Annotated in this window: 35 protein-coding genes; 29 read left to right on the top strand and 6 right to left on the bottom strand. The window is 53.5% G+C overall.

Going from position 1 to position 21,114, the window contains the following annotated elements; translation table 11 throughout:
• Positions 1 to 10: 10 nt before the first annotated feature.
• From rpsC to GUC32_RS22460, 24 genes are all read left to right on the top strand, one after another.
• On the top strand, positions 11 to 709 hold the full coding sequence (gene rpsC, locus GUC32_RS22575; protein WP_004929766.1) for a 30S ribosomal protein S3: 699 nt from the start codon (positions 11 to 13) through the stop codon (positions 707 to 709).
• Between the two features lie 12 nt (positions 710 to 721).
• On the top strand, positions 722 to 1,132 hold the full coding sequence (rplP, locus tag GUC32_RS22570; RefSeq protein ID WP_004929764.1) for a 50S ribosomal protein L16: 411 nt from the start codon (positions 722 to 724) through the stop codon (positions 1,130 to 1,132).
• Entirely contained in the window at positions 1,132 to 1,323 is a 192-nt protein-coding gene (gene rpmC / locus GUC32_RS22565; protein WP_004929762.1) for a 50S ribosomal protein L29, read from the top strand. Before rplP ends, rpmC begins: the two co-directional genes overlap by 1 nt.
• Positions 1,324 to 1,578 (top strand): 30S ribosomal protein S17, encoded by a 255-nt coding sequence (gene rpsQ / locus GUC32_RS22560; RefSeq protein WP_004929760.1) that lies wholly within the window; start codon positions 1,324 to 1,326, stop codon positions 1,576 to 1,578.
• A gap of 172 nt (positions 1,579 to 1,750) precedes the next feature.
• Entirely contained in the window at positions 1,751 to 2,122 is a 372-nt protein-coding gene (gene rplN, locus GUC32_RS22555) for a 50S ribosomal protein L14 (RefSeq protein WP_000613954.1), read from the top strand.
• A 9-nt stretch (positions 2,123 to 2,131) separates the two neighbouring features.
• The gene (gene rplX / locus GUC32_RS22550) at positions 2,132 to 2,446 is read left to right on the top strand and encodes a 50S ribosomal protein L24 (protein ID WP_004929758.1); all 315 of its coding nucleotides are present in this window, start codon (positions 2,132 to 2,134) and stop codon (positions 2,444 to 2,446) included.
• Between the two features lie 14 nt (positions 2,447 to 2,460).
• Positions 2,461 to 3,000 carry a 50S ribosomal protein L5 gene (rplE, locus tag GUC32_RS22545; RefSeq protein ID WP_004929756.1) on the top strand — a complete coding sequence of 180 codons (540 nt, stop codon included), beginning with the start codon at positions 2,461 to 2,463 and terminating at the stop codon, positions 2,998 to 3,000.
• 13 nt (positions 3,001 to 3,013) lie between these two features.
• Positions 3,014 to 3,319, top strand: coding sequence for a 30S ribosomal protein S14 (gene rpsN / locus GUC32_RS22540; protein ID WP_004929754.1), 306 nt, complete (start codon positions 3,014 to 3,016; stop codon positions 3,317 to 3,319).
• Between the two features lie 30 nt (positions 3,320 to 3,349).
• On the top strand, positions 3,350 to 3,742 hold the full coding sequence (gene rpsH / locus GUC32_RS22535) for a 30S ribosomal protein S8 (protein WP_004929753.1): 393 nt from the start codon (positions 3,350 to 3,352) through the stop codon (positions 3,740 to 3,742).
• Between the two features lie 14 nt (positions 3,743 to 3,756).
• Positions 3,757 to 4,290, top strand: a complete 534-nt coding sequence (rplF, locus tag GUC32_RS22530; RefSeq protein WP_004929751.1) for a 50S ribosomal protein L6 — start codon at positions 3,757 to 3,759, stop codon at positions 4,288 to 4,290.
• A 9-nt stretch (positions 4,291 to 4,299) separates the two neighbouring features.
• The gene (rplR, locus tag GUC32_RS22525; protein ID WP_004929748.1) at positions 4,300 to 4,653 is read left to right on the top strand and encodes a 50S ribosomal protein L18; all 354 of its coding nucleotides are present in this window, start codon (positions 4,300 to 4,302) and stop codon (positions 4,651 to 4,653) included.
• Positions 4,654 to 4,667: 14 nt separating this feature from the next.
• Positions 4,668 to 5,168, top strand: coding sequence for a 30S ribosomal protein S5 (gene rpsE, locus GUC32_RS22520; protein WP_004929747.1), 501 nt, complete (start codon positions 4,668 to 4,670; stop codon positions 5,166 to 5,168).
• Between the two features lie 6 nt (positions 5,169 to 5,174).
• Entirely contained in the window at positions 5,175 to 5,354 is a 180-nt protein-coding gene (gene rpmD / locus GUC32_RS22515; protein ID WP_048232028.1) for a 50S ribosomal protein L30, read from the top strand.
• Positions 5,355 to 5,357: 3 nt separating this feature from the next.
• The gene (gene rplO / locus GUC32_RS22510; protein ID WP_004929742.1) at positions 5,358 to 5,792 is read left to right on the top strand and encodes a 50S ribosomal protein L15; all 435 of its coding nucleotides are present in this window, start codon (positions 5,358 to 5,360) and stop codon (positions 5,790 to 5,792) included.
• A gap of 7 nt (positions 5,793 to 5,799) precedes the next feature.
• Complete coding sequence (gene secY, locus GUC32_RS22505; protein WP_004929740.1) at positions 5,800 to 7,131, top strand: preprotein translocase subunit SecY; 1,332 nt, start codon at positions 5,800 to 5,802, stop codon at positions 7,129 to 7,131.
• 33 nt (positions 7,132 to 7,164) lie between these two features.
• On the top strand, positions 7,165 to 7,281 hold the full coding sequence (gene rpmJ / locus GUC32_RS22500; protein ID WP_002227352.1) for a 50S ribosomal protein L36: 117 nt from the start codon (positions 7,165 to 7,167) through the stop codon (positions 7,279 to 7,281).
• A 148-nt stretch (positions 7,282 to 7,429) separates the two neighbouring features.
• Positions 7,430 to 7,786 (top strand): 30S ribosomal protein S13, encoded by a 357-nt coding sequence (rpsM, locus tag GUC32_RS22495; RefSeq protein WP_004929734.1) that lies wholly within the window; start codon positions 7,430 to 7,432, stop codon positions 7,784 to 7,786.
• A gap of 16 nt (positions 7,787 to 7,802) precedes the next feature.
• Entirely contained in the window at positions 7,803 to 8,192 is a 390-nt protein-coding gene (gene rpsK / locus GUC32_RS22490; protein WP_004929731.1) for a 30S ribosomal protein S11, read from the top strand.
• A gap of 30 nt (positions 8,193 to 8,222) precedes the next feature.
• Complete coding sequence (gene rpsD, locus GUC32_RS22485; RefSeq protein ID WP_025304496.1) at positions 8,223 to 8,843, top strand: 30S ribosomal protein S4; 621 nt, start codon at positions 8,223 to 8,225, stop codon at positions 8,841 to 8,843.
• A 25-nt stretch (positions 8,844 to 8,868) separates the two neighbouring features.
• On the top strand, positions 8,869 to 9,858 hold the full coding sequence (gene rpoA / locus GUC32_RS22480; RefSeq protein ID WP_002919219.1) for a DNA-directed RNA polymerase subunit alpha: 990 nt from the start codon (positions 8,869 to 8,871) through the stop codon (positions 9,856 to 9,858).
• Between the two features lie 40 nt (positions 9,859 to 9,898).
• Positions 9,899 to 10,288, top strand: coding sequence for a 50S ribosomal protein L17 (gene rplQ / locus GUC32_RS22475; protein WP_004929726.1), 390 nt, complete (start codon positions 9,899 to 9,901; stop codon positions 10,286 to 10,288).
• Between the two features lie 148 nt (positions 10,289 to 10,436).
• Positions 10,437 to 10,811 carry a DUF1992 domain-containing protein gene (locus GUC32_RS22470; protein ID WP_049208531.1) on the top strand — a complete coding sequence of 125 codons (375 nt, stop codon included), beginning with the start codon at positions 10,437 to 10,439 and terminating at the stop codon, positions 10,809 to 10,811.
• Positions 10,811 to 11,242, top strand: coding sequence for a Zn(2+)-responsive transcriptional regulator (gene zntR, locus GUC32_RS22465; RefSeq protein WP_016930321.1), 432 nt, complete (start codon positions 10,811 to 10,813; stop codon positions 11,240 to 11,242). Before GUC32_RS22470 ends, zntR begins: the two co-directional genes overlap by 1 nt.
• 74 nt (positions 11,243 to 11,316) lie before the next feature.
• Positions 11,317 to 11,523, top strand: coding sequence for an alternative ribosome-rescue factor A (locus GUC32_RS22460; protein ID WP_033639242.1), 207 nt, complete (start codon positions 11,317 to 11,319; stop codon positions 11,521 to 11,523).
• Positions 11,524 to 11,580: 57 nt separating this feature from the next.
• Here the strand turns inward: GUC32_RS22460 and mscL are convergent, their stop codons facing one another.
• The 5 genes from mscL to def all read right to left on the bottom strand — a co-directional run bounded on the left by mscL (position 11,581) and on the right by def (position 16,400).
• Positions 11,581 to 11,997 carry a large-conductance mechanosensitive channel protein MscL gene (gene mscL / locus GUC32_RS22455; protein WP_025304493.1) on the bottom strand — a complete coding sequence of 139 codons (417 nt, stop codon included), beginning with the start codon at positions 11,995 to 11,997 and terminating at the stop codon, positions 11,581 to 11,583.
• Between the two features lie 137 nt (positions 11,998 to 12,134).
• Positions 12,135 to 13,511 (bottom strand): Trk system potassium transporter TrkA, encoded by a 1,377-nt coding sequence (trkA, locus tag GUC32_RS22450; RefSeq protein ID WP_004929716.1) that lies wholly within the window; start codon positions 13,509 to 13,511, stop codon positions 12,135 to 12,137.
• Between the two features lie 55 nt (positions 13,512 to 13,566).
• A complete protein-coding gene (rsmB, locus tag GUC32_RS22445) occupies positions 13,567 to 14,856 on the bottom strand; it encodes a 16S rRNA (cytosine(967)-C(5))-methyltransferase RsmB (protein WP_369435444.1) in 1,290 nt (429 codons plus the stop codon).
• A gap of 72 nt (positions 14,857 to 14,928) precedes the next feature.
• Complete coding sequence (gene fmt / locus GUC32_RS22440) at positions 14,929 to 15,873, bottom strand: methionyl-tRNA formyltransferase (protein ID WP_369435443.1); 945 nt, start codon at positions 15,871 to 15,873, stop codon at positions 14,929 to 14,931.
• Positions 15,874 to 15,890: 17 nt separating this feature from the next.
• On the bottom strand, positions 15,891 to 16,400 hold the full coding sequence (def, locus tag GUC32_RS22435; protein WP_015379260.1) for a peptide deformylase: 510 nt from the start codon (positions 16,398 to 16,400) through the stop codon (positions 15,891 to 15,893).
• A 133-nt stretch (positions 16,401 to 16,533) separates the two neighbouring features.
• Here def and dprA point away from each other — a divergent pair, with 133 nt between their 5' ends.
• From dprA to aroE, 5 genes are read left to right on the top strand one after another with little or no spacing between them, the layout of a single operon-like run.
• Positions 16,534 to 17,655 carry a DNA-protecting protein DprA gene (gene dprA / locus GUC32_RS22430; protein ID WP_369435442.1) on the top strand — a complete coding sequence of 374 codons (1,122 nt, stop codon included), beginning with the start codon at positions 16,534 to 16,536 and terminating at the stop codon, positions 17,653 to 17,655.
• A complete protein-coding gene (gene smg / locus GUC32_RS22425; protein ID WP_369435441.1) occupies positions 17,627 to 18,100 on the top strand; it encodes a DUF494 family protein Smg in 474 nt (157 codons plus the stop codon). The genes dprA and smg overlap by 29 nt, the downstream gene beginning before the upstream one ends.
• A 25-nt stretch (positions 18,101 to 18,125) precedes the next feature.
• On the top strand, positions 18,126 to 18,671 hold the full coding sequence (locus GUC32_RS22420; protein WP_025304489.1) for a type I DNA topoisomerase: 546 nt from the start codon (positions 18,126 to 18,128) through the stop codon (positions 18,669 to 18,671).
• 7 nt (positions 18,672 to 18,678) lie between these two features.
• The gene (gene tsaC / locus GUC32_RS22415) at positions 18,679 to 19,248 is read left to right on the top strand and encodes an L-threonylcarbamoyladenylate synthase type 1 TsaC (protein WP_043138821.1); all 570 of its coding nucleotides are present in this window, start codon (positions 18,679 to 18,681) and stop codon (positions 19,246 to 19,248) included.
• A gap of 11 nt (positions 19,249 to 19,259) precedes the next feature.
• Positions 19,260 to 20,078 (top strand): shikimate dehydrogenase, encoded by an 819-nt coding sequence (gene aroE / locus GUC32_RS22410; protein ID WP_089181393.1) that lies wholly within the window; start codon positions 19,260 to 19,262, stop codon positions 20,076 to 20,078.
• Between the two features lie 36 nt (positions 20,079 to 20,114).
• Here the strand turns inward: aroE and GUC32_RS22405 are convergent, their stop codons facing one another.
• Positions 20,115 to 20,657 carry a gamma carbonic anhydrase family protein gene (locus GUC32_RS22405; RefSeq protein ID WP_369435440.1) on the bottom strand — a complete coding sequence of 181 codons (543 nt, stop codon included), beginning with the start codon at positions 20,655 to 20,657 and terminating at the stop codon, positions 20,115 to 20,117.
• Positions 20,658 to 21,114: the final 457 nt, after the last annotated feature.

The following is a 21,114-nucleotide window of genomic DNA, read 5'->3' as shown; positions in this document are numbered from 1 at the left end:
GAGACTAGCAATGGGTCAGAAAGTACATCCTAATGGTATTCGCCTGGGTATTGTCAAACCTTGGAACTCTACTTGGTATGCGAATACCAAAGAATTCGCTGACAACCTGGACAGCGACTTTAAAGTTCGTCAATTCCTGACTAAGGAACTGTCGAAAGCTTCCGTTTCTCGCATCGTTATCGAGCGTCCTGCGAAGAGCATCCGTGTGACCATTCACACTGCTCGCCCAGGCATCGTTATCGGCAAGAAAGGTGAAGACGTCGAAAAACTGCGCAAGGTCGTAGCGGACATCGCTGGCGTTCCTGCACAGATCAACATCGCCGAAGTCCGTAAACCGGAACTCGACGCTAAATTGGTTGCTGACAGCATCACTTCTCAGCTGGAACGTCGCGTTATGTTCCGTCGTGCTATGAAGCGTGCAGTACAGAACGCAATGCGTCTTGGCGCTAAAGGTATCAAAGTTGAAGTAAGCGGCCGTCTTGGCGGCGCTGAAATCGCACGTACCGAATGGTACCGCGAAGGTCGTGTTCCATTGCACACTCTGCGTGCGGACATCGACTACAACACATCTGAAGCGCACACCACTTATGGTGTAATCGGCGTTAAGGTATGGATCTTCAAAGGTGAGATCCTGGGTGGTATGGCTGCAGTTGAACAACCGGAACCGGCTGCTCAACCTAAAAAGCAGCAGCGTAAAGGCCGCAAGTAAGGAGAGTCGCTGATGTTACAACCAAAGCGTACAAAATTCCGTAAGGTGCACAAGGGCCGCAACCGTGGTCTGGCGCAAGGTACGGATGTTAGCTTCGGCACTTTCGGTCTGAAAGCTGTTGGCCGTGGCCGTCTGACTGCTCGTCAAATCGAAGCAGCTCGTCGTGCAATGACTCGTGCAGTTAAGCGTCAAGGCAAGATCTGGATCCGTGTATTCCCGGACAAACCGATCACCGAGAAGCCGCTGGAAGTGCGTATGGGTAAAGGTAAGGGTAACGTGGAGTATTGGGTTGCCCTGATCCAGCCTGGTAAGGTCCTGTACGAAATGGACGGCGTGCCAGAAGAGGTTGCCCGCGAGGCATTCAAACTGGCAGCAGCGAAACTGCCGATCAAAACCACCTTTGTAACTAAGACGGTGATGTAATGAAAGCACAAGAGCTGCGTGAAAAAAGCGTTGAAGAGCTGAATGCCGAGCTGCTCAACCTGCTGCGTGAGCAATTCAACTTGCGCATGCAGGCGGCCAGTGGCCAGCTGCAACAAACTCACCTGTTGAAACAAGTGCGTCGTGACGTCGCACGCGTTAAGACTTTACTGACTCAAAAGGCGGGTGTGTAAATGACTGAAGTTATCCGTACCCTGCAGGGTCGTGTTGTTAGCGATAAAATGGAGAAATCCATCGTTGTTGCTATTGAGCGTACTGTGAAGCACCCGATCTACGGGAAATTCATCAAACGTACGACCAAGCTGCACGTACATGACGAGAACAACGAATGTGGTACCGGCGACGTGGTGGAAATCCGCGAATGCCGCCCACTGTCCAAGACTAAGTCCTGGACGTTGGTTCGCGTTGTAGAGAAAGCGATTCTGTAATAGAGTAGCTGGCTCTCACTTAATAAACGGCTCAGAAAATGAGCCGTTTATTTTTTCTACCCATACCAAGTAAGCGGTGTTATAATGCTGCGCCCTCGGTTATGGGGCTTTTCAACGGCCTAATTTTTACTTGGGTCTTTAAAGTAGTAGTTGACATTAGCGGAGCACTAAAATGATCCAAGAACAGACTATGCTGAACGTCGCCGACAACTCCGGTGCACGTCGCGTAATGTGTATCAAGGTTCTAGGTGGCTCGCACCGTCGCTACGCAGGCGTCGGCGACATCATCAAAATTACCATCAAGGAAGCAATTCCTCGCGGTAAGGTGAAGAAAGGCGATGTTCTGAAGGCGGTAGTGGTGCGCACCAAGAAGGGTGTACGTCGCCCGGACGGTTCTGTCATTCGCTTCGATGGCAATGCATGCGTTATTTTGAACAATAACAGCGAGCAGCCTATCGGTACGCGTATTTTTGGGCCGGTAACTCGTGAACTGCGTAATGAGAAGTTCATGAAAATTATCTCTCTGGCACCAGAAGTACTCTAAGGAGCGAACATGGCAGCGAAGATCCGTCGTGATGACGAAGTTATCGTGATTACCGGGAAAGACAAAGGTAAGCGCGGTAAAGTAAAAAATGTCCTGTCTGCTGGCAAGGTCATTGTTGAAGGCATCAACCTGGTTAAGAAACACCAGAAGCCGGTTCCGGCTCTGAACCAACCAGGCGGCATTGTTGAAAAAGAAGCTGCAATTCAGGTTTCTAACATTGCTATCTTCAACGCGGCTACCGGCAAGGCTGACCGTGTAGGCTTTAGATTCGAAGACGGCAAAAAAGTCCGTTTCTTCAAGTCTAACAGCGAAACTATCAAGTAATTTGGAGTAATACGATGGCGAAACTGCATGATTACTACAAAGACGAGGTAGTCAAACAACTGATGTCTCAGTTTGATTACAACTCTGTCATGCAAGTCCCTCGGGTCGAGAAGATCACCCTGAACATGGGTGTTGGTGAAGCGATTGCTGACAAGAAACTGCTGGATAACGCCGCAGCGGACCTGGCAGCTATCTCCGGTCAAAAACCGTTGATCACCAAAGCCCGCAAATCTGTTGCAGGCTTCAAAATCCGTCAGGGCTATCCGATCGGCTGTAAAGTAACTCTGCGTGGCGAACGCATGTGGGAGTTCTTTGAGCGTCTGATCTCCATTGCTGTTCCACGTATCCGTGACTTCCGTGGCCTGTCCGCCAAGTCATTCGATGGCCGTGGCAACTACAGCATGGGCGTGCGTGAGCAAATCATCTTCCCAGAAATCGACTACGACAAAGTCGATCGCGTTCGTGGTTTGGATATTACCATTACCACTACTGCGAAATCTGATGATGAAGGCCGCGCGCTGCTGGCTGCTTTTAACTTCCCGTTCCGCAAGTAAGGCAGGGTTACTGATGGCTAAGCAATCAATGAAAGCACGCGAAGTCAAGCGCGTGAAATTAGCTGACAAGTTCTTTGCAAAACGCGCTGAACTGAAAGCTATTATCTCTGATGTGAACGCATCCGATGAAGATCGTTGGAATGCCGTTCTCAAGCTGCAAACTCTGCCGCGTGATTCCAGCCCGTCTCGTCAGCGTAAACGCTGCCGCCAAACTGGCCGTCCACATGGTTATGTGGGCAAATTCGGGTTGAGCCGTATTAAGCTTCGTGAAGCCGCTATGCGCGGTGAAGTACCAGGCTTGAAAAAGGCTAGCTGGTAATTACCAATTGAATCACGGGAGTAAAGACAGATGAGCATGCAAGATCCGATCGCGGATATGCTGACCCGTATCCGTAACGGTCAAGCCGCGAACAAAGTTGCGGTCACCATGCCTTCCTCCAAGCTGAAAGTGGCAATTGCCAACGTGCTGAAGGAAGAAGGTTTTATTGAAGATTTCAAAATCGAAGGCGACGCCAAGCCTGTTCTGGAACTGGTACTGAAGTACTTCCAGGGCAAAGCTGTGGTAGAAAGCATTCAACGTATCAGCCGTCCAGGTCTGCGCATCTACAAGAAAAAAGATGAGCTGCCAAAAGTTATGGCCGGTTTGGGTATCGCTGTTGTTTCTACCTCTAAAGGTGTTATGACCGATCGTGCAGCTCGCCAGGCTGGTCTTGGTGGCGAGATTATCTGCTACGTAGCTTAATTCGGGAGGAAAGAATGTCTCGTGTTGCAAAAGCACCCGTCGTCATTCCTGCCGGCGTAGAGGTAAAACTCAACGGTCAGGTTATTTCGATTAAGGGTAAAAACGGCGAGTTGACTCGTACTATCCACGACGCCGTTGAAGTGAAGCAAGAAGCTAACGCACTGACTTTCGCTCCGCGCGAAGGTTTTGCTAACGCATGGGCTCAAGCGGGTACCACGCGCGCTCTGCTGAACGCAATGGTTGTTGGTGTTACCGAAGGCTTCACCAAAAAGCTTCAACTGGTAGGTGTTGGTTATCGTGCTGCCGTTAAAGGCAACGTGGTGAATTTGGCCCTGGGCTTCTCTCACCCTATCGATCACCAGCTGCCGGCAGGTATCACTGCTGAATGCCCAAGCCAAACTGAGATCGTGCTGAAAGGCGCTGATAAGCAGGTTATTGGCCAGGTAGCAGCAGATCTGCGCGCTTACCGTCGTCCTGAGCCTTACAAAGGCAAAGGTGTTCGTTACGCCGACGAAGTCGTGCGTACCAAAGAGGCTAAGAAGAAGTAAGGTAACACTATGGATAAGAAATCTGCTCGTATCCGTCGTGCGACCCGCGCACGCCGCAAGCTCCAAGAGCTGGGTGCAACCCGCCTGGTGGTACATCGTACCCCGCGTCACATTTACGCACAGGTGATTGCTCCAAACGGTTCTGAAGTACTGGTAGCCGCTTCTACTTTAGAAAAAGCTATCGCGGAGCAACTGAAGTATTCCGGTAACAAAGACGCAGCAGCAGCCGTAGGTAAAGCTCTGGCTGAGCGCGCGTTGGAAAAAGGGATTGCGAAAGTATCCTTTGACCGTTCCGGTTTCCAATATCATGGTCGAGTCCAGGCACTGGCAGATGCTGCCCGTGAAGCTGGCCTTCAGTTCTAAGGAAGAGGTTTAAGATGGCTCACATCGAAAAACAAGCTGGCGAACTGCAGGAAAAGCTGATCGCGGTAAACCGCGTATCTAAAACCGTAAAAGGTGGCCGTATTTTCAGCTTTACCGCACTGACTGTAGTTGGTGATGGTAACGGTCGCGTTGGTTTTGGCTACGGCAAAGCACGCGAAGTTCCAGCAGCGATCCAGAAAGCGATGGAAAAAGCCCGTCGCAACATGATGAACGTCGCGCTGAACAGCGGCACCCTGCAGCACCCTGTTAAGGGCGCTCACACGGGTTCTCGCGTGTTCATGCAGCCTGCTCATGAAGGTACCGGTATCATCGCGGGTGGTGCAATGCGCGCCGTTCTCGAAGTTGCTGGGGTGCACAACGTATTGGCTAAAGCTTATGGTTCCACCAACCCGATCAACGTGGTTCGTGCAACTATCGACGCTCTGGCGAATATGAAGTCTCCTGAAATGGTCGCTGCTAAGCGTGGTAAATCCGTTGCCGACATTCTGGGGTAATTGACCATGGCTAAGACTATTAAAGTTACACAAACTCGCAGCTCAATTGGCCGTCTGCCGAAGCATAAAGCTACTCTGCTCGGTCTGGGTCTGCGTCGTATTGGTCACACCGTAGAGCGCGAGGATACTCCTGCTGTTCGCGGTATGGTCAACCTGGTTTCCTACATGGTTAAAGTTGAGGAGTAACAGATGCGTTTAAATACTCTGTCTCCGGCTGAAGGTGCCAAGCATGCGCCTAAGCGTGTAGGTCGTGGTATTGGTTCTGGCCTGGGTAAAACCGGCGGCCGTGGTCACAAAGGTCAGAAGTCTCGTTCTGGCGGTGGCGTACGTCGTGGTTTTGAAGGTGGTCAGATGCCTCTGTACCGTCGTCTGCCGAAATTCGGCTTCACTTCACGCAAAGCGATGATCACGGCAGAAGTTCGTCTGTCTGAACTGGCTCTGGTTGAAGGCGATGTTATCGACCTGAACGCGCTGAAAGCCGCTAACGTAGTTGGTGTCCAGATCGAATTCGCGAAAGTTGTACTTTCTGGCGAAGTCGCTCGTCCGGTAACCCTGCGTGGTCTGCGTGTCACCAAAGGCGCTCGTGCTGCTATCGAGGCTGCTGGCGGTAAAATTGAGGAATAAGTAGCAGATGGCTAAGCAACCAGGATTAGATTTTCAAAGTGCTAAAGGCGGGCTCGGCGAGCTGAAGCGCAGACTTTTGTTTGTCATCGGCGCGCTGATTGTCTTCCGCATCGGCTCTTTCATTCCGATTCCTGGTATCGATGCCACTGTGCTTGCCAAATTGCTTGAGCAGCAGAGAGGCACTATCATTGAAATGTTTAACATGTTCTCTGGTGGTGCCCTCAGCCGTGCTTCTATCTTTGCTCTGGGGATCATGCCGTATATCTCGGCATCGATCATTATCCAGCTGCTGACGGTGGTTCATCCAGCGTTGGCGGAAATCAAGAAAGAAGGGGAGGCTGGCCGTCGCAAGATTAGCCAGTACACCCGTTACGGTACGCTGGTATTGGCCATATTCCAGTCGATTGGTATTGCTACCGGTCTGCCGAATATGCCTGGTATGCAGGGCCTGGTGTTAAATCCAGGCTTTGCATTCTACTTTACTGCGGTTGTGAGCCTGGTAACCGGGACAATGTTCCTGATGTGGCTGGGTGAGCAGATTACTGAGCGCGGTATCGGCAACGGTATCTCGATCATTATCTTCGCGGGTATTGTAGCGGGGCTCCCGCCGGCAGTGGCCCATACTATCGAGCAAGCGCGGCAAGGCGACCTGCACTTCCTCCTGCTGCTGTTGGTTGCAGTATTGGTGTTTGCAGTAACCTTCTTCGTTGTTTTCATCGAGCGTGGTCAACGTCGTATCGTCGTTAACTATGCGAAGCGTCAACAAGGTCGTCGTGTTTATGCAGCACAGAGTACACATTTACCGTTGAAAGTGAACATGGCGGGTGTTATCCCGGCGATTTTCGCTTCCAGCATTATTCTGTTCCCGGCCACGATTGCATCATGGTTTGGGGGCGGTACCGGTTGGAACTGGCTGACTACGATTTCGCTGTATTTGCAGCCAGGGCAACCGCTTTATGTGTTACTCTATGCGTCTGCAATCATCTTCTTCTGTTTCTTCTACACGGCGTTGGTTTTCAACCCGCGTGAGACAGCAGATAACCTGAAGAAGTCCGGTGCCTTCGTACCAGGAATTCGTCCGGGAGAGCAAACGGCGAAGTATATCGATAAAGTAATGACGCGTTTAACCCTGGTGGGCGCGATGTACATTACTTTCATCTGCCTGATCCCGGAGTTCATGCGTGATGCAATGAAAGTACCATTCTACTTTGGTGGTACCTCGCTACTGATCGTGGTTGTCGTCATCATGGACTTTATGGCTCAAGTGCAAACTCTGATGATGTCAAGTCAGTACGAGTCTGCATTGAAGAAAGCAAATCTGAAAGGCTATAACCGCTAGTCAGATTCGTTTGAGAAGTTACGGAGAGTAAAAATGAAAGTTCGTGCTTCCGTCAAGAAATTATGTCGTAACTGCAAAATCGTTAAGCGTAACGGTGTCGTTCGTGTGATTTGCAGCGCCGAGCCGAAGCATAAACAGCGTCAAGGCTGATTATCTCGCATATTTTTCTTGCAAAGTTGGGTTGAGCTGGCTAGATTAGCCAGCCAATCTTTTGTATGTCGCACTGCAACATTATTTGAGTATCCTGAAAACGGGCTTTTCAGAATGGTGTTGCTGTATAAAATAGTAGGAGTGCATAGTGGCCCGTATAGCAGGCATTAACATTCCTGATCATAAACATACCGTTATCGCCTTAACGTCGATCTTCGGTATCGGTAAAACCCGTTCACAGGCTATCTGTGCATCCACGGGTATTGCTGAAAATGTTAAGATCAGTGAGCTGTCTGAAGAGCAAATCGAAAAGCTTCGTGATGCAGTTGCCAAATACACCGTTGAGGGTGATTTGCGTCGTGAAATTACCCTGAGCATCAAGCGTCTTATGGACCTTGGTTGCTATCGTGGTTTGCGTCATCGTCGTGGTCTGCCGGTACGCGGTCAGCGCACCAAGACCAACGCTCGTACCCGTAAGGGTCCGCGCAAGCCGATCAAGAAATAATCGGGGTTATTGAATAATGGCAAAGGCACCTGTTCGTACACGTAAGCGTGTAAGAAAGCAAGTCTCTGACGGCGTGGCTCATATCCATGCTTCTTTCAACAACACCATCGTTACCATCACTGATCGTCAGGGTAATGCTTTGGGTTGGGCAACAGCCGGTGGTTCCGGTTTCCGTGGTTCTCGTAAGTCCACTCCGTTCGCAGCACAGGTTGCAGCAGAACGTTGTGCCGACGCAGTAAAAGAATACGGTATCAAGAACCTGGAAGTTATGGTTAAAGGACCTGGTCCTGGTCGTGAGTCTACTATCCGCGCTCTGAACGCGGCTGGTTTCCGCATCACTAATATTACTGATGTGACTCCGATCCCTCATAACGGTTGTCGTCCGCCGAAAAAGCGCCGCGTGTAACGCAGCTTTTAGGATTGTTGGAGAAAGAAAATGGCAAGATATTTGGGTCCTAAGCTCAAGCTGAGCCGTCGTGAGGGCACAGACCTGTTCCTTAAGTCTGGCGTTCGCGCGATCGATTCCAAGTGTAAAATTGAACAAGCACCTGGTCAGCACGGTGCGCGTAAACCGCGTCTGTCTGATTACGGTGTTCAGTTGCGTGAGAAGCAGAAAGTTCGCCGTATGTACGGCATTCTGGAGCGTCAATTCCGTAACTATTACAAAGAAGCAACCCGCCTGAAGGGCAACACCGGTGAAAACCTGTTGCAGCTGCTGGAAGGTCGTCTGGACAACGTTGTTTACCGTATGGGCTTCGGCGCTACTCGTGCAGAGTCACGTCAGCTGGTTAGCCACAAAGCAGTTATGGTAAACGGTCACGTTGTTAACATCGCTTCTTATCAGGTATCTCCGAATGACGTAGTCAGCATCCGCGAGAAAGCTAAAAAGCAGTCTCGTGTTAAAGCTTCTCTGGAGCTGGCTGAGCAGCGTGAAAAGCCGACTTGGCTGGAAGTTGATGCTGCTAAGATGGAAGGCGTGTTCAAGCGTATGCCTGAACGTACCGATCTGTCTGCGGACATTAACGAACACCTGATCGTCGAGCTTTACTCCAAGTAAAGCTTAGTACCAAAGAGAGGACACAATGCAGGGTTCTGTGACAGAGTTTCTAAAACCGCGCCTGGTAGATATCGAGCAAGTCAGTTCGACGCACGCCAAGGTGACCCTTGAGCCTTTAGAGCGTGGCTTTGGCCATACTCTTGGCAACGCACTGCGCCGTATTCTGCTTTCATCTATGCCGGGTTGCGCGGTGACCGAGGTTGAGATTGATGGTGTACTGCATGAGTACAGCACCAAAGAAGGCGTACAGGAAGATATCCTGGAGATCCTGCTCAACCTGAAAGGGCTGGCGGTGAGAGTTCAAGGCAAAGACGAAGTTATTCTTACCCTGAATAAATCTGGCATTGGCCCTGTGACCGCTGCCGACATCACCCATGATGGTGATGTCGAAATCGTCAAGCCTCAGCACGTGATTTGCCACCTGACTGATGAGAACGCGGCTATCAGCATGCGTATCAAAGTTCAGCGCGGTCGCGGTTATGTGCCGGCTTCTGCCCGAATTCATTCGGAAGAAGATGAGCGCCCAATCGGTCGTCTGTTGGTTGACGCCTGCTACAGCCCTGTAGAGCGTATCGCCTACAATGTTGAAGCTGCGCGTGTAGAACAGCGTACTGACTTGGATAAGCTGGTCATCGAGATGGAGACCAATGGCACGATCGATCCTGAAGAGGCGATCCGCCGTGCGGCCACCATTCTGGCTGAACAACTTGAAGCTTTCGTTGACCTGCGTGATGTACGTCAGCCGGAAGTTAAAGAAGAGAAACCAGAGTTCGATCCGATCTTGCTGCGCCCTGTTGACGATCTGGAATTGACTGTCCGCTCTGCTAACTGCCTCAAGGCAGAAGCTATCCACTACATCGGTGATCTGGTACAGCGTACCGAGGTTGAGTTGCTGAAAACGCCAAACCTGGGTAAAAAATCTCTTACCGAGATTAAAGACGTGCTGGCCTCACGTGGTCTGTCTCTGGGCATGCGCCTGGAAAACTGGCCGCCGGCAAGCATTGCTGACGAGTAACCGGATCACAGGTTAAGGTTTTACTGAGAAGGATAAGGTCATGCGCCATCGTAAGAGTGGTCGTCAACTGAACCGTAACAGCAGCCATCGCCAGGCTATGTTCCGTAACATGGCCGGCTCTTTGGTTCGTCATGAGATCATCAAGACGACCCTGCCAAAAGCAAAAGAGCTGCGTCGCGTTGTTGAGCCGCTGATTACTCTTGCCAAGACCGACAGCGTAGCTAATCGTCGTCTGGCATTCGCCCGTACTCGTGATAACGAGATCGTGGCAAAACTGTTTAACGAGCTGGGCCCGCGTTTCGCGAGCCGTGCCGGTGGTTACACTCGCATTCTGAAGTGTGGCTTCCGCGCAGGCGACAACGCGCCGATGGCATACATCGAGCTGGTTGATCGTGCTGAGTCTCAAGCAGAAGTGGCAACTGCAGAGTAATCTGTAGACGCGTAAAAAAACCGGGCTTGCCCGGTTTTTTTACGTCCAAATCCAGCCAAATGTGCGCAATTCCCCCGCTGTGCTTAAGATCCTCGCCCCTATCCGCTATGCTAAGGCTTAATCATTAGGCTAACCGAGGCTGTTTGCCATGGGGTTGCTCGATCAATGGGCGGAACGTCATATCCTTGATGCCCAAGATAAAGGCGAGTTCGACAATTTGCCCGGCCAGGGACAACCATTAGCGCTGGAAGACGATAGCGCGGTGCCGGCTGAACTGCGCGCCGGTTACCGTCTGCTGAAAAATGCCGGTTACTTGCCACCGGAACTGGAAGATCGCAAAGAGGCGCTAACTGTTGCTCGCTTACTGCAAGGGATCAACAGTGAGCATCCAGACTATGTCGATCTCAGCAAGCGCATGTTGCTGTTGGAACATCGATTGCGTCAGGCTGGGATGAGCACGGATTTCTTGCATGGTGAATATCAATGCGCACTGGATGGCAAGTTCACCCGAGAGGAGCAGTAATGTTCAAGATAGGTCAGTTGGCCAAGCTTGCCGAAGTAACGCCTGATACCGTGCGTTACTATGAAAAGCAGGGCATGATGGATCACAATGTCCGCACCGAGGGCGGTTATCGACTCTACACCGAGCAGGATCTTCAACGGCTGCGCTTTATTCGCTATGCTAAGCAGTTGGGATTTACTCTGGAAACGATCGCTGAGCTGCTGTCGATCCGCGTCGATCCTGAGCATCATACCTGCCAGGAGTCAAAGTCGATCGTTGATGCGCGCCTGAGCGAAGTGGAAAGCAAGTTGGCTGAGCTGACGCGTATGCGTGAATCGTTGAAGCGGCTGAGCGACGCCTGCTGTGGCACTGCCCATACCAGCAATTATTGTTCGATCCTGGAAGCTTTGGAACAGGGCGCCAGCGATGACAAAGGCAAAAAAGGTTGCTGACGGCACTTTAATTTTTATATTGCCGGCAGTATTATCGCCCCGTTTTATCCCTCATATTTTACAGGAGCATTATCATGACGAAATATCGTCACACCAAAGGCCAGATTCAAGATAACGCCATTGAGGCGCTGCTGCATGATCCTCTATTCCGTCAGCGGGTAGAAAAGAATGTGAAAGGTAAAGGCAGCTATCGGCGTAAAGAAAAACACAACAAAGGCGGTAACTGGGAGGCCAGTGGTAAACTATCAAGCGATAATTTACCACTGGCCTTCTGGTTTTAAGTATTAAAAAAGCCACCTTCATCAGGTGGCTTTTTATTGGCATAACCAAACGCTGTCTTACAGTTTTGGCTGCTGTTGCTGGCTCAGCAAATCACGGATTTCCGTCAGCAGTTTCTCTTCTGCGGTAGGTGCCGGCGGCGCTGCGGGCGCTTCTTCTTGTTTGCGGCGCATTTTGTTCATCAATTTAATCGCCAGGAAGATGGCGAAGGCGACAATCACGAAGTCGAATACGGTTTGGATGAATGAACCGTAGTTCATTACCACCGCCGGTACGGCGCCCTGAGCTTCACGTAATACCAGATGGAACTGTTTAAAGTCGACGCCGCCGATCAGTAAGCCCAGCGGTGGCATGATGATATCAGCCACGAAGGACGAAACGATCTTGCCGAATGCGGCACCGATAATCACACCGACGGCCAGATCGACCACGTTGCCACGCATGGCAAATTCGCGAAACTCTTTCAACATACTCATAGAACGCACCCCTTGCAGAATTAATAACTCAAGTTTAACAAAGCAATTTCCCTTTGCCACAAAAGGAGAGAAGTTTTATCTCCTCCCAAGGCAGAGAACAACCACGCGATTATAGACCATAGCCAAATAAATTCGTTCTACAAGAAGAACGGGCTCGGTTGGAACAAGCGTTCAACGTCAGGCACGAATTTCTTGTCGGTAATAAACATGATGACGTGATCGCCCTGTTCGATTTTGCTATTGCCGTTGGCAATGATCACGTCGTCGCCACGCACGATCGCACCGATGGTCGTCCCCGGTGGCAACTTGATATCTTCGACGATGCGGCCGACCACTTTGGACGTGCTTTCATCGCCGTGGGCAATCGCCTCGATCGCTTCCGCCACGCCGCGGCGCAGCGACGAAACGCTGACGATATCCGCTTTGCGCACGTGCCCCAACAGGGCGGAGATGGTCGCCTGCTGCGGCGAAATGGCGATATCAATCACGCTGCCCTGCACCAGATCGACATAGGCGCGGCGCTGGATCAATACCATTACCTTCTTGGCGCCCATGCGCTTAGCCAGCATGGCGGACATGATGTTGGCCTCATCGTCGTTGGTGATGGCGATGAAAACATCCACCTGCTCGACGTGCTCTTCGGCCAGCAGTTCCTGATCGGAGGCATCGCCGTAGAACACGATGGTATCGTGCAGCTGTTCGGCGAGTTCGGCGGCGCGTTGCTGATTCCGCTCGATCAGTTTGACGTTGTAGTCTTTTTCTAGTTTGGCGGCCAGGCCGGCGCCGACGTTGCCGCCGCCGACGATCATGATGCGCTTATACGGTTTTTCCAGCCGCTGCAGTTCGCTCATCACCGCGCGGATGTGCTGTGAGGCGGCGACGAAGAACACTTCATCACCGGCTTCGATAATGGTCGAGCCTTGCGGACGGATCGGCCGATCCTGGCGGAAAATAGCGGCGACGCGGGTGTCAATATGCGGCATGTGTTCGCGCATTGAAGAGAGCGCATTGCCGACCAGCGGGCCGCCGTAATAGGCTTTAACCGCGGCGATGCTGACCTTGCCTTCTGCGAAGTTGACCACCTGCAGGGCCCCGGGGTACTCAATCAGCTTGTAGATATAGTCAATGACCAGCTGCTCCGGCGAAATCAGATGGTCGATTGGCACCGCTTCCGGCAGGAACAGTTTCTCCGACTCGCGGATGTATTCCGGCGCGCGGATGCGGGCGATACGGTTGGGAGTATTAAACAGAGAATAGGCGATCTGGCAGGCGATCATGTTGGTTTCGTCAGAGTTGGTGACGGCAACCAGCATGTCGGCGTCTTCTGCGCCGGCTTCGCGCAGCACTCGAGGGTGGGAACCATGCCCCTGAACCACCCGAAGATCGAATTTATCCTGCAGCTGACGTAACCGGCCGGAATCGGTATCGACGACGGTGATGTCGTTGTTTTCACCCACCAGGTTTTCCGCCAGCGTCCCGCCAACCTGACCGGCACCAAGAATAATTATTTTCATCGTGTTCTCTGCTTCACACTGAAAGACTCAGGGCGCGCGAGCACGCCCTGAAGAATTACATTTTAATCAGCTTAGCGTAAAAGAAGCCATCGCCGTCCTCGGGATGCGGGATATTCTGCCGCCCTGGCCGCTGCGCATCGCCGGTTTCAACCAGCGTGGCATCGGCGTGGCGCTGCAAGAACGCGGCGATCTGGCTGCTGTTTTCATCCGGCAGGATAGAGCAGGTGGCGTAAACCATCACGCCGCCCGATTTCAGATGCGGCCAGACGGCTTCCAGGATCTCGGCCTGAAGCGCGGCGAGTTCGGCGATGTCGCGATCGCGGCGTAGCCATTTGATGTCGGGGTGACGGCGGATCACGCCGGTAGCGGAACAAGGCGCGTCCAACAGGATACGGTCGAACTGTTTGTCACCGCACCATTGTTGCGGAGTGCGGCCATCGCCCAGCTTAACTTCTGCGTGCAAACGCAGGCGCTGCAGGTTTTCCTTCACCCGTGCCAGACGCTGTTCGTCGATATCGACGGCCATGACGTGCGCTTTCGGCGCCGCTTCCAGAATATGCGTGGTTTTGCCGCCAGGAGCGGCGCACAAATCGAGGATCTGTTCGCCATCTTGCGGATCCAACAGATCGACACAGCCCTGAGCTGAGGCATCTTGCACGGTGACCCAGCCGTCGGCGAACCCAGGTAGATCGGCCACGGCGCAAGGCGCCAGCAACCGCACTGCGTCGGCATAGTCTGCATGAGGCTCCGCGGCGATGCCGGTGTCGGTCAACAGCTGTAGGTAAGCTTCGCGGCTGTGATGCAGGCGGTTGACGCGCAGCCACATTGGTGGCTTCTGGTTATTGGCGTCGACGATCTGTTCCCAGTTGGCGGGATAAGCTTGTTGAATGCGTTTCAGCAACCAGCTCGGGTGCAGATAGCGGCTGTCGTTGTTGGCAGCGCGCTGTAGCAGCTCTTCCTGCTGGCGCTGGAACTGCCGCAAGACACCGTTAATCAGGCCTTTCAACTGCGGGCGTTTCAGCGCTACCGCGCCTTCCACGGTTTCTGCCAGCACGGCATGCGCCGGGATACGGGTATACAACAGCTGATACAAGCCGACCATCAGCAAATAGTGCAGCGTACGCTGCTTGCCGGTCAGCGGCTTGGCCATCAATTGTTGAATACACCATTCAAGCTGCGGCAGTACACGTAACGTGCCGAAGCACAGTTCCTGCAGCAACCCGCGGTCTTTATCGCTGATGGAGGTTTGCAGTGTCGGCAGGACAGTGCTTAGCGACTGCCCTTGATCCAGTACCTGGCCGATGGCTTTGGCAGCGATGCTGCGGAGATTGTAATTATTTTTCATAGGCTGAAGCTGATAACGATCGGCATTAAGAAAATAACGGCCCGACGATGAACGGCCGGGCTGTGGGGTGACTTACAGCCGGTTACCCGGGGTAAACCATTCACGACGTGAATTTAATAGGTCTTGCGCCAACATCGGTTTCTTGCCGGCGGGCTGCAGTTGGATCAGGTTGAGGATACCGTCGGCAGTCGCCACCTGAATACCGTGCTTGTCGGCATGGACAACGGTGCCTGGCTCCGCGTTGGCGCTTTGCGCCAGTACGCTGGCCTGCCACACTTTCACCGGTTGATCGTCGATGGTGAAATAGCTGACCGGCCAAGGGTTGAAGGCGCGGATGCAGCGCTCCAGCTGTGCGGCGGACAGTGTCCAGTCCAGACGAGCTTCTTCTTTGCTCAGTTTCTCGGCGTAGGTGACCAGCGCTTCATCCTGAACTTCGCGGGTGGCGCTGCCGTCTGCCATGTGGTGCAGCGTAGTCAACATGCCCTGCGGGCCGAGCTGTGCCAGCTTGTCGTAGAGACTGGCGCTGGTATCGCTGCTCTCAATCGGGCAAGCAATCTTGTGCATCATGTCACCGGTATCGAGACCGACGTCCATCTGCATGATGGTCACGCCGGTTTCGCTGTCACCGGCCCAGAGCGAACGCTGGATCGGCGCCGCGCCGCGCCAGCGAGGCAGCAGCGAGCCATGTACGTTGATGCAACCGAGACGCGGCATATCCAGCACCGCCTGCGGCAGGATCAGCCCGTAGGCCACTACCACCATCACGTCGGCGTTGAGATCGGCCACCAGGCGCTGGCTCTCTTCGGGACGCAGCGATTTGGGCTGAAATACCGGCAGTTGGTGCTGCTCGGCCAGCACTTTGACCGGGCTGTGCGTCAGCTTGTTGCCGCGGCCTGCCGGGCGGTCGGGCTGGGTAAAAACGCCGACAATCTGGTGCTCAGATGACAACAGCGCGTCAAGATGACGCGCTGCGAAGTCTGGTGTTCCGGCGAAAATAATCCGTAAAGAGTCAGACACGTTGATTTCCTGATCGGTTAGGCGCGGGCTTGAAGCTTGGCCATTTTTTCCAGTTTCTGACGAATGCGCTGACGCTTGAGCGGCGACAGGTAATCGACGAACAGTTTGCCCATCAGGTGATCCATCTCGTGCTGGATGCAGATCGCCAACAGGTCGTCCGCTTCCAGTTCGAAAGGTTTGCCTTCACGATCCAGTGCGCGGATCTTCACCTGCGCGGCGCGCGGCACTAACGCACGCTGCTCGGGAATGGAAAGACAGCCTTCCTCGATGCCGGTTTCGCCGCTTTTTTCCAGCAGCTCCGGGTTGATCAGCACCAGGCGCTGATCGCGATTCTCGGAGACGTCGATCACGATAATGCGCTGATGGATATCCACCTGAGTCGCAGCCAAGCCAATGCCTTCCTCTGCGTACATGGTTTCAAACATATCATCCACGATGCGCTGGATATCTGCATTGACTTCTTTTACCGGCGCTGCGACTTTGCGCAGACGCTCGTCTGGGAAATGTAATACCTGCAAGACTGACATATATCTTTAGATCTGTATCCGAGTAATGAACGAGGTTTAACCTCTATTCTAGACATTTCCCGACCTGATTGACAGCATTGTGCACCAATTGCTCAGATTGGTAATACCACCGTTTTTGCTGAGGGAACAGACGATGCGGCCGGAAGAGATCGCTTTACGGATGCGAGGGGTAACGGGGCTACAGACCGTCGTGGCCAGCCGGATCGTGCAGCAGCTATCGCAAATGGGTTGCGAGCCTCGCCGCGTGCTGCATGAGCTGGGATTGAACGAACGGCAGCAGACGCAGTTCAACCAGTTGGATCCCGGTTATCTGTCGGCCAGCCTGCGTTGGTTGGAGCTGCCGGCGCACCGTATGCTGAACTATGGGGCGGCCGGCTATCCCGAACGCCTGGCCCAGATCGACGATGCGCCGCTATTTTTGCTGATCGAGGGCGATCCTCAGGCGTTGTTGCACCCGCAGCTCGCCATGGTTGGCAGCCGGCAGTTCAGCCACTACGGCGAACATTGGGCTAACCATTTTGCCGAGGAATTGGCGCGTTGCGGCTTCACCATCACCAGCGGTCTGGCTATCGGCATCGACGGTATTTGCCATCGTGCGGCGCTGGCGGCCGGTGGCTGCACGATTGCGGTGTTGGGTAGCGGGCAGGGCAATATCTATCCGCGCCGGCACCGCCGGCTCGCGGAGCAGATAGTCGAGCAGGGCGGCGCTGTGATTTCAGATCATTTAGTCACCGACTTGCCTCTGGCCGACCATTTTCCTCGCCGTAACCGTATTATCAGCGGGCTCAGCCTGGGCGTTCTGGTCATAGAGGCTTCGCTGCGCAGCGGTACCTTGGTGACGGCTCGCTATGCGTTGGAGCAGGGGCGTGAGGTGTTCGCCTTGCCTGGGCCATTGGGAAACCCGATGAGTGAGGGTACGCATTGGTTAATCCAGCAGGGTGCGCATCTGGTCACCGGGCCGAAAGATATCGCCGAATTGCTGGGAAGCGGCCTTCAATGGCTGTCACTGAACGAAAATACAACTATTTGTGCGTCGCAGGCTGAAGTTGAATTGCCATTTGCCGATGTGTTGGCTAACGTAGGAGATGAGGTGACACCTGTTGACGTCGTCGCTGAACGTGCCGGCCAACCTGTGCCAGTGGTGGTAATCAAGTTACTCGAACTGGAGTTAGCAGGGTGGATCGCAGCTGTACCCGGCGGCTATGTCCGAATAAGGAGGGCAAGCCATGTTCGACGTACTCATGTACTTGTTTGAAACTTATATCCACAATGAACCAGAGATGCGCGTCGATCAGGATCAACTGACCGATGATCTCGTTCAGGCGGGGTTTCATCGGGATGATATCTACAACGCGTTGAATTGGCTTGAGAAGTTGGCTGACCTGCAAGAAGGTCAAAATGCCCCTTACTTTATGGATGCCGATCCGCTGGCAATGCGGATCTATACCGAAGAGGAAGGTGCGCGTTTGGACGCCGGCTGCCGTGGTTTTCTCCTGTTCCTGGAACAGATTCAGGTATTGAACCTCGAAACCCGTGAAATGGTTATCGATCGCGTTATGGCTTTGGATAATGCGGAATTCGATCTCGAAGATCTGAAATGGGTCGTGTTGATGGTGCTGTTTAATATCCCCGGATATGAAAGCGCCTATCAGCAAATGGAAGAACTGTTGTTTGAAGTGAACGAAGGTTATCTGCATTGAGCCGATAACGCGCATAGAAGACGTTATGACAAAAAACGCGATTTTTGCCGCCAGGCAAAATGAACCCTGCCCGGAATGCGGGGCCGAGCTGGTGATCCGTAGCGGTCGCCACGGCCCCTTCCTCGGCTGTTCCCAGTATCCTGAATGCCAATATATTCGCCCGCTGAAAGCGCAGGCCGATGGGCATATCGTCAAAGTGTTGGATGGGCAACCGTGCCCGAAGTGTCAGGCGACGTTGGTGCTGCGCCAGGGGCGCTATGGCATGTTTATCGGATGCAGCGATTATCCGCAATGCGATCACACTGAAGTGATCGATAAGCCTGATGAAACCGCCATTACCTGTCCGCAGTGCGGCCAAGGCAAACTGCTGCAGCGCAAGTCGCGTTACGGCAAGGTTTTTCATTCCTGCGATCGTTACCCGGAATGCCAGTTCGCCCTCAATGTTAAACCTGTCGCCGGTGAATGCGCCTATTGCCATTATCCGCTGCTGATGGAAAAGCGCACGGCAAAAGGGCCCGTCCTGTGCTGCGCCAGCAAGCTGTGCGGAAAACCCGTCGCGACTACAGAATAATCACATCATGAACTCAGAATTAAGCCCGAACCTTTTATCTATCATCGATGCTTTGCATCAACAGCAGGTGATTGCCTATCCTACCGAAGCCGTATTCGGCCTGGGTTGCGATCCCGACAGCGAACAGGCGGTCAATGCATTGCTGGCGCTGAAACAGCGGCCGTGGGAAAAGGGGCTGATCCTGATCGCCGCCGACTATGCGCAGCTTAAACCTTATATCGACGACAGTGCGCTCAGCGAACAGCAGCGCATGACGATGTTTGCCAGCTGGCCTGGGCCGGTAACCTGGGTGTTGCCTGCTCGCCCGGAGACGCCGCGTTTGTTGACCGGGCGTTTCAGCTCGCTGGCGGTGCGCGTCAGCGATCATCCGTTGGTGCAGCTGCTGTGCCGGCAGTACGGAAAGCCGCTGGTGTCGACCAGCGCCAATCTCAGCGGGCTGGAGCCGTGCCGCAGTGCCGATGAGGTTACGCGGCAATTCGGCGAAGCTTTCCCAGTATTGGCCGGCGAGGTGGGCGGCCGTCTTAATCCTTCCGAAATCAGAGATGTTCTGACCGGCGAACAGATCCGTCAGGGCTAGAGGTAATAGGCATGGAGAAGTTTGCGGTATTTGGCAACCCTATCGGCCACAGCAAGTCGCCGCGAATTCATGCGCTGTTTGCTGCCCAGACCGGCATTGAGCATCCTTATGGAACAGTGCTGGCGCCGCTGGACGGTTTTGAAACCAGCCTGCAGGCGTTTATTCATGCCGGAGGGCTGGGGGCGAACGTCACGGTGCCTTTCAAGGAGCGAGCTTATTCGGCCGCTTCTGAGCTGAGCGAGCGCGCAGCGATGGCTGGTGCGGTCAATACTCTGAAGGTGTTGCCGAATGGCGATCTATTGGGGGATAACACCGACGGCATCGGTTTGCTGACCGATCTGCAGCGTCAGCAATTGATCCGGCCGCAGGATCGCATTCTGCTGGTGGGCGCCGGCGGTGCGGCGCGCGGTGTGATCCTGCCGCTGCTGTCTTTCGGCTGCTGGTTAACAATCACCAACCGTACCTTCAGCCGGGCCCAAGAGTTGGCCGACGCTTTCCGGCATCTGGGGGAGATCTCGGCGGCGCCGATGGATCAATGTGATCAGCAAGCGTTCGATCTGGTGATCAATGCGACGGCGTCCGGCATCAGCGGGGAGGTCCCGGCGTTGCCTGCGGGCGTAGTTAACGCGCAAACCCGTTGCTATGACATGTTTTATCAGCAGGGCGTCACGCCGTTTCTAGCCTGGGCGCAGAAGCAGGGGGCAACGGAATATGCCGATGGGCTGGGTATGCTGGTGGGGCAGGCGGCGCATGCCTTCCTGCTTTGGCACGGCGTAATGCCAGAGATCGAGCCGGTATTGCGCCAGCTGCGCAGCGAACTGGCGGCATAAATCCCGCCCGTTCTCTTTATAGGGAACGGGGGGCTGTCAGATGTCTTCCGACAGGTATTCATCTTTCCAGCGTACATAGTTGTTCGAAGAATAAAGCAACCCTTCCAACTCGGCGGCGGTTAACGGCCGAATCTGGCGTGCCGGGCTACCCATATAGAGATAGCCGCTGGCCAGACGTTTGCCCGGCGCCACTAAACTGCCGGCGCCAATCATCACGTCGTCTTCTATTACTGCACCGTCCAACAGGATTGATCCCATACCGACCAGCACTCGGTTGCCGATGGCGCAGCCGTGCAGCATCGCTTTATGGCCCACGGTCACGTCTTCTCCAATCAGCAGGGGATAACCGTCAGGGTTATGTTCGGAGCGATGAGTCACGTGCAGTATGCTGCCGTCCTGAATATTGCTGCGTGCGCCGATCTTTACCGCATTGACGTCGCCGCGGATGGCGACCAGCGGCCAGATACTGACGTCATCCGCCAGATCGACGTCGCCGATGACGACGCTGGAAGGATCGATCAGGACGCGCTGACCGAGTTTAGGGGTGTATTGAAGATAAGAACGTACTGCATCGGACATAGTGCTGCCTCACCTCGGGATCATATTTACCGGCAATACTAGACTCTGACGATGGAATTACAACCAATCTCAGCGCCGGATCCTGCGGGAAATGGCCCTGATCGCACAAGATCCATCCGGAAGGGCTGAAAAGTGTGCAAACAGAAAGAAAAGATCAAAAAAGGGGTTGTGCAAAAAACTCGGATCCCTATAATGCGCCTCCATCGACACGGCGCAAGTGATTCACTTCACACAGCGGCCGGGAAGAAAGAGAAAAAATCCTGAAAATTAGGGTTGACTCTGAAAGAGGAAAGCGTAATATACGCCACCTCGAGTTAGCAAGCGAAAGCGCCTAACTCACTGCTCTTTAACAATTTATCAGACAATCTGTGTGGGCACTCCACAAGACGATATCCAGCATCTTCGGATGCAAAAAAATATCAAGTCTTGAAGAGTGACTAACTGAAGTAAAATTCAT

It is taken from the genome of Serratia sp. NGAS9, from assembly GCF_009905295.1.
In the GTDB taxonomy this organism is placed as follows: Bacteria; Pseudomonadota; Gammaproteobacteria; order Enterobacterales; family Enterobacteriaceae; genus Serratia; species Serratia bockelmannii.
Note: the sequence above shows the minus strand (reverse complement) of the source record. Positions and strands in the feature narration are given on the sequence as shown.

Excerpts from the sequence above, each read along its gene's own strand:
- smg (WP_369435441.1), top strand. The coding sequence starts at position 17,627 with ATGTTCGACGTACTCATGTACTTGTTTGAAACTTATATCCACAATGAA.
- zntR (WP_016930321.1), top strand. The coding sequence starts at position 10,811 with ATGTTCAAGATAGGTCAGTTGGCCAAGCTTGCCGAAGTAACGCCTGAT.
- rsmB (WP_369435444.1), bottom strand. The coding sequence starts at position 14,856 with ATGAAAAATAATTACAATCTCCGCAGCATCGCTGCCAAAGCCATCGGC.
- rplE (WP_004929756.1), top strand. The coding sequence starts at position 2,461 with ATGGCGAAACTGCATGATTACTACAAAGACGAGGTAGTCAAACAACTG.
- rpsQ (WP_004929760.1), top strand. The coding sequence starts at position 1,324 with ATGACTGAAGTTATCCGTACCCTGCAGGGTCGTGTTGTTAGCGATAAA.
- GUC32_RS22460 (WP_033639242.1), top strand. The coding sequence starts at position 11,317 with ATGACGAAATATCGTCACACCAAAGGCCAGATTCAAGATAACGCCATT.
- rpsK (WP_004929731.1), top strand. The coding sequence starts at position 7,803 with ATGGCAAAGGCACCTGTTCGTACACGTAAGCGTGTAAGAAAGCAAGTC.
- GUC32_RS22470 (WP_049208531.1), top strand. The coding sequence starts at position 10,437 with ATGGGGTTGCTCGATCAATGGGCGGAACGTCATATCCTTGATGCCCAA.
- aroE (WP_089181393.1), top strand. The coding sequence starts at position 19,260 with ATGGAGAAGTTTGCGGTATTTGGCAACCCTATCGGCCACAGCAAGTCG.
- rpsH (WP_004929753.1), top strand. The coding sequence starts at position 3,350 with ATGAGCATGCAAGATCCGATCGCGGATATGCTGACCCGTATCCGTAAC.
- rplX (WP_004929758.1), top strand. The coding sequence starts at position 2,132 with ATGGCAGCGAAGATCCGTCGTGATGACGAAGTTATCGTGATTACCGGG.
- trkA (WP_004929716.1), bottom strand. The coding sequence starts at position 13,511 with ATGAAAATAATTATTCTTGGTGCCGGTCAGGTTGGCGGGACGCTGGCG.
- secY (WP_004929740.1), top strand. The coding sequence starts at position 5,800 with ATGGCTAAGCAACCAGGATTAGATTTTCAAAGTGCTAAAGGCGGGCTC.
- rplQ (WP_004929726.1), top strand. The coding sequence starts at position 9,899 with ATGCGCCATCGTAAGAGTGGTCGTCAACTGAACCGTAACAGCAGCCAT.
- tsaC (WP_043138821.1), top strand. The coding sequence starts at position 18,679 with ATGAACTCAGAATTAAGCCCGAACCTTTTATCTATCATCGATGCTTTG.
- mscL (WP_025304493.1), bottom strand. The coding sequence starts at position 11,997 with ATGAGTATGTTGAAAGAGTTTCGCGAATTTGCCATGCGTGGCAACGTG.
- rpmD (WP_048232028.1), top strand. The coding sequence starts at position 5,175 with ATGGCTAAGACTATTAAAGTTACACAAACTCGCAGCTCAATTGGCCGT.
- rplR (WP_004929748.1), top strand. The coding sequence starts at position 4,300 with ATGGATAAGAAATCTGCTCGTATCCGTCGTGCGACCCGCGCACGCCGC.
- rpmJ (WP_002227352.1), top strand. The coding sequence starts at position 7,165 with ATGAAAGTTCGTGCTTCCGTCAAGAAATTATGTCGTAACTGCAAAATC.
- rpsC (WP_004929766.1), top strand. The coding sequence starts at position 11 with ATGGGTCAGAAAGTACATCCTAATGGTATTCGCCTGGGTATTGTCAAA.
- GUC32_RS22420 (WP_025304489.1), top strand. The coding sequence starts at position 18,126 with ATGACAAAAAACGCGATTTTTGCCGCCAGGCAAAATGAACCCTGCCCG.
- def (WP_015379260.1), bottom strand. The coding sequence starts at position 16,400 with ATGTCAGTCTTGCAGGTATTACATTTCCCAGACGAGCGTCTGCGCAAA.
- GUC32_RS22405 (WP_369435440.1), bottom strand. The coding sequence starts at position 20,657 with ATGTCCGATGCAGTACGTTCTTATCTTCAATACACCCCTAAACTCGGT.
- rplO (WP_004929742.1), top strand. The coding sequence starts at position 5,358 with ATGCGTTTAAATACTCTGTCTCCGGCTGAAGGTGCCAAGCATGCGCCT.
- rpoA (WP_002919219.1), top strand. The coding sequence starts at position 8,869 with ATGCAGGGTTCTGTGACAGAGTTTCTAAAACCGCGCCTGGTAGATATC.
- rplP (WP_004929764.1), top strand. The coding sequence starts at position 722 with ATGTTACAACCAAAGCGTACAAAATTCCGTAAGGTGCACAAGGGCCGC.
- rplN (WP_000613954.1), top strand. The coding sequence starts at position 1,751 with ATGATCCAAGAACAGACTATGCTGAACGTCGCCGACAACTCCGGTGCA.
- rpsN (WP_004929754.1), top strand. The coding sequence starts at position 3,014 with ATGGCTAAGCAATCAATGAAAGCACGCGAAGTCAAGCGCGTGAAATTA.
- rpsD (WP_025304496.1), top strand. The coding sequence starts at position 8,223 with ATGGCAAGATATTTGGGTCCTAAGCTCAAGCTGAGCCGTCGTGAGGGC.
- rpmC (WP_004929762.1), top strand. The coding sequence starts at position 1,132 with ATGAAAGCACAAGAGCTGCGTGAAAAAAGCGTTGAAGAGCTGAATGCC.
- rplF (WP_004929751.1), top strand. The coding sequence starts at position 3,757 with ATGTCTCGTGTTGCAAAAGCACCCGTCGTCATTCCTGCCGGCGTAGAG.
- rpsE (WP_004929747.1), top strand. The coding sequence starts at position 4,668 with ATGGCTCACATCGAAAAACAAGCTGGCGAACTGCAGGAAAAGCTGATC.
- dprA (WP_369435442.1), top strand. The coding sequence starts at position 16,534 with ATGCGGCCGGAAGAGATCGCTTTACGGATGCGAGGGGTAACGGGGCTA.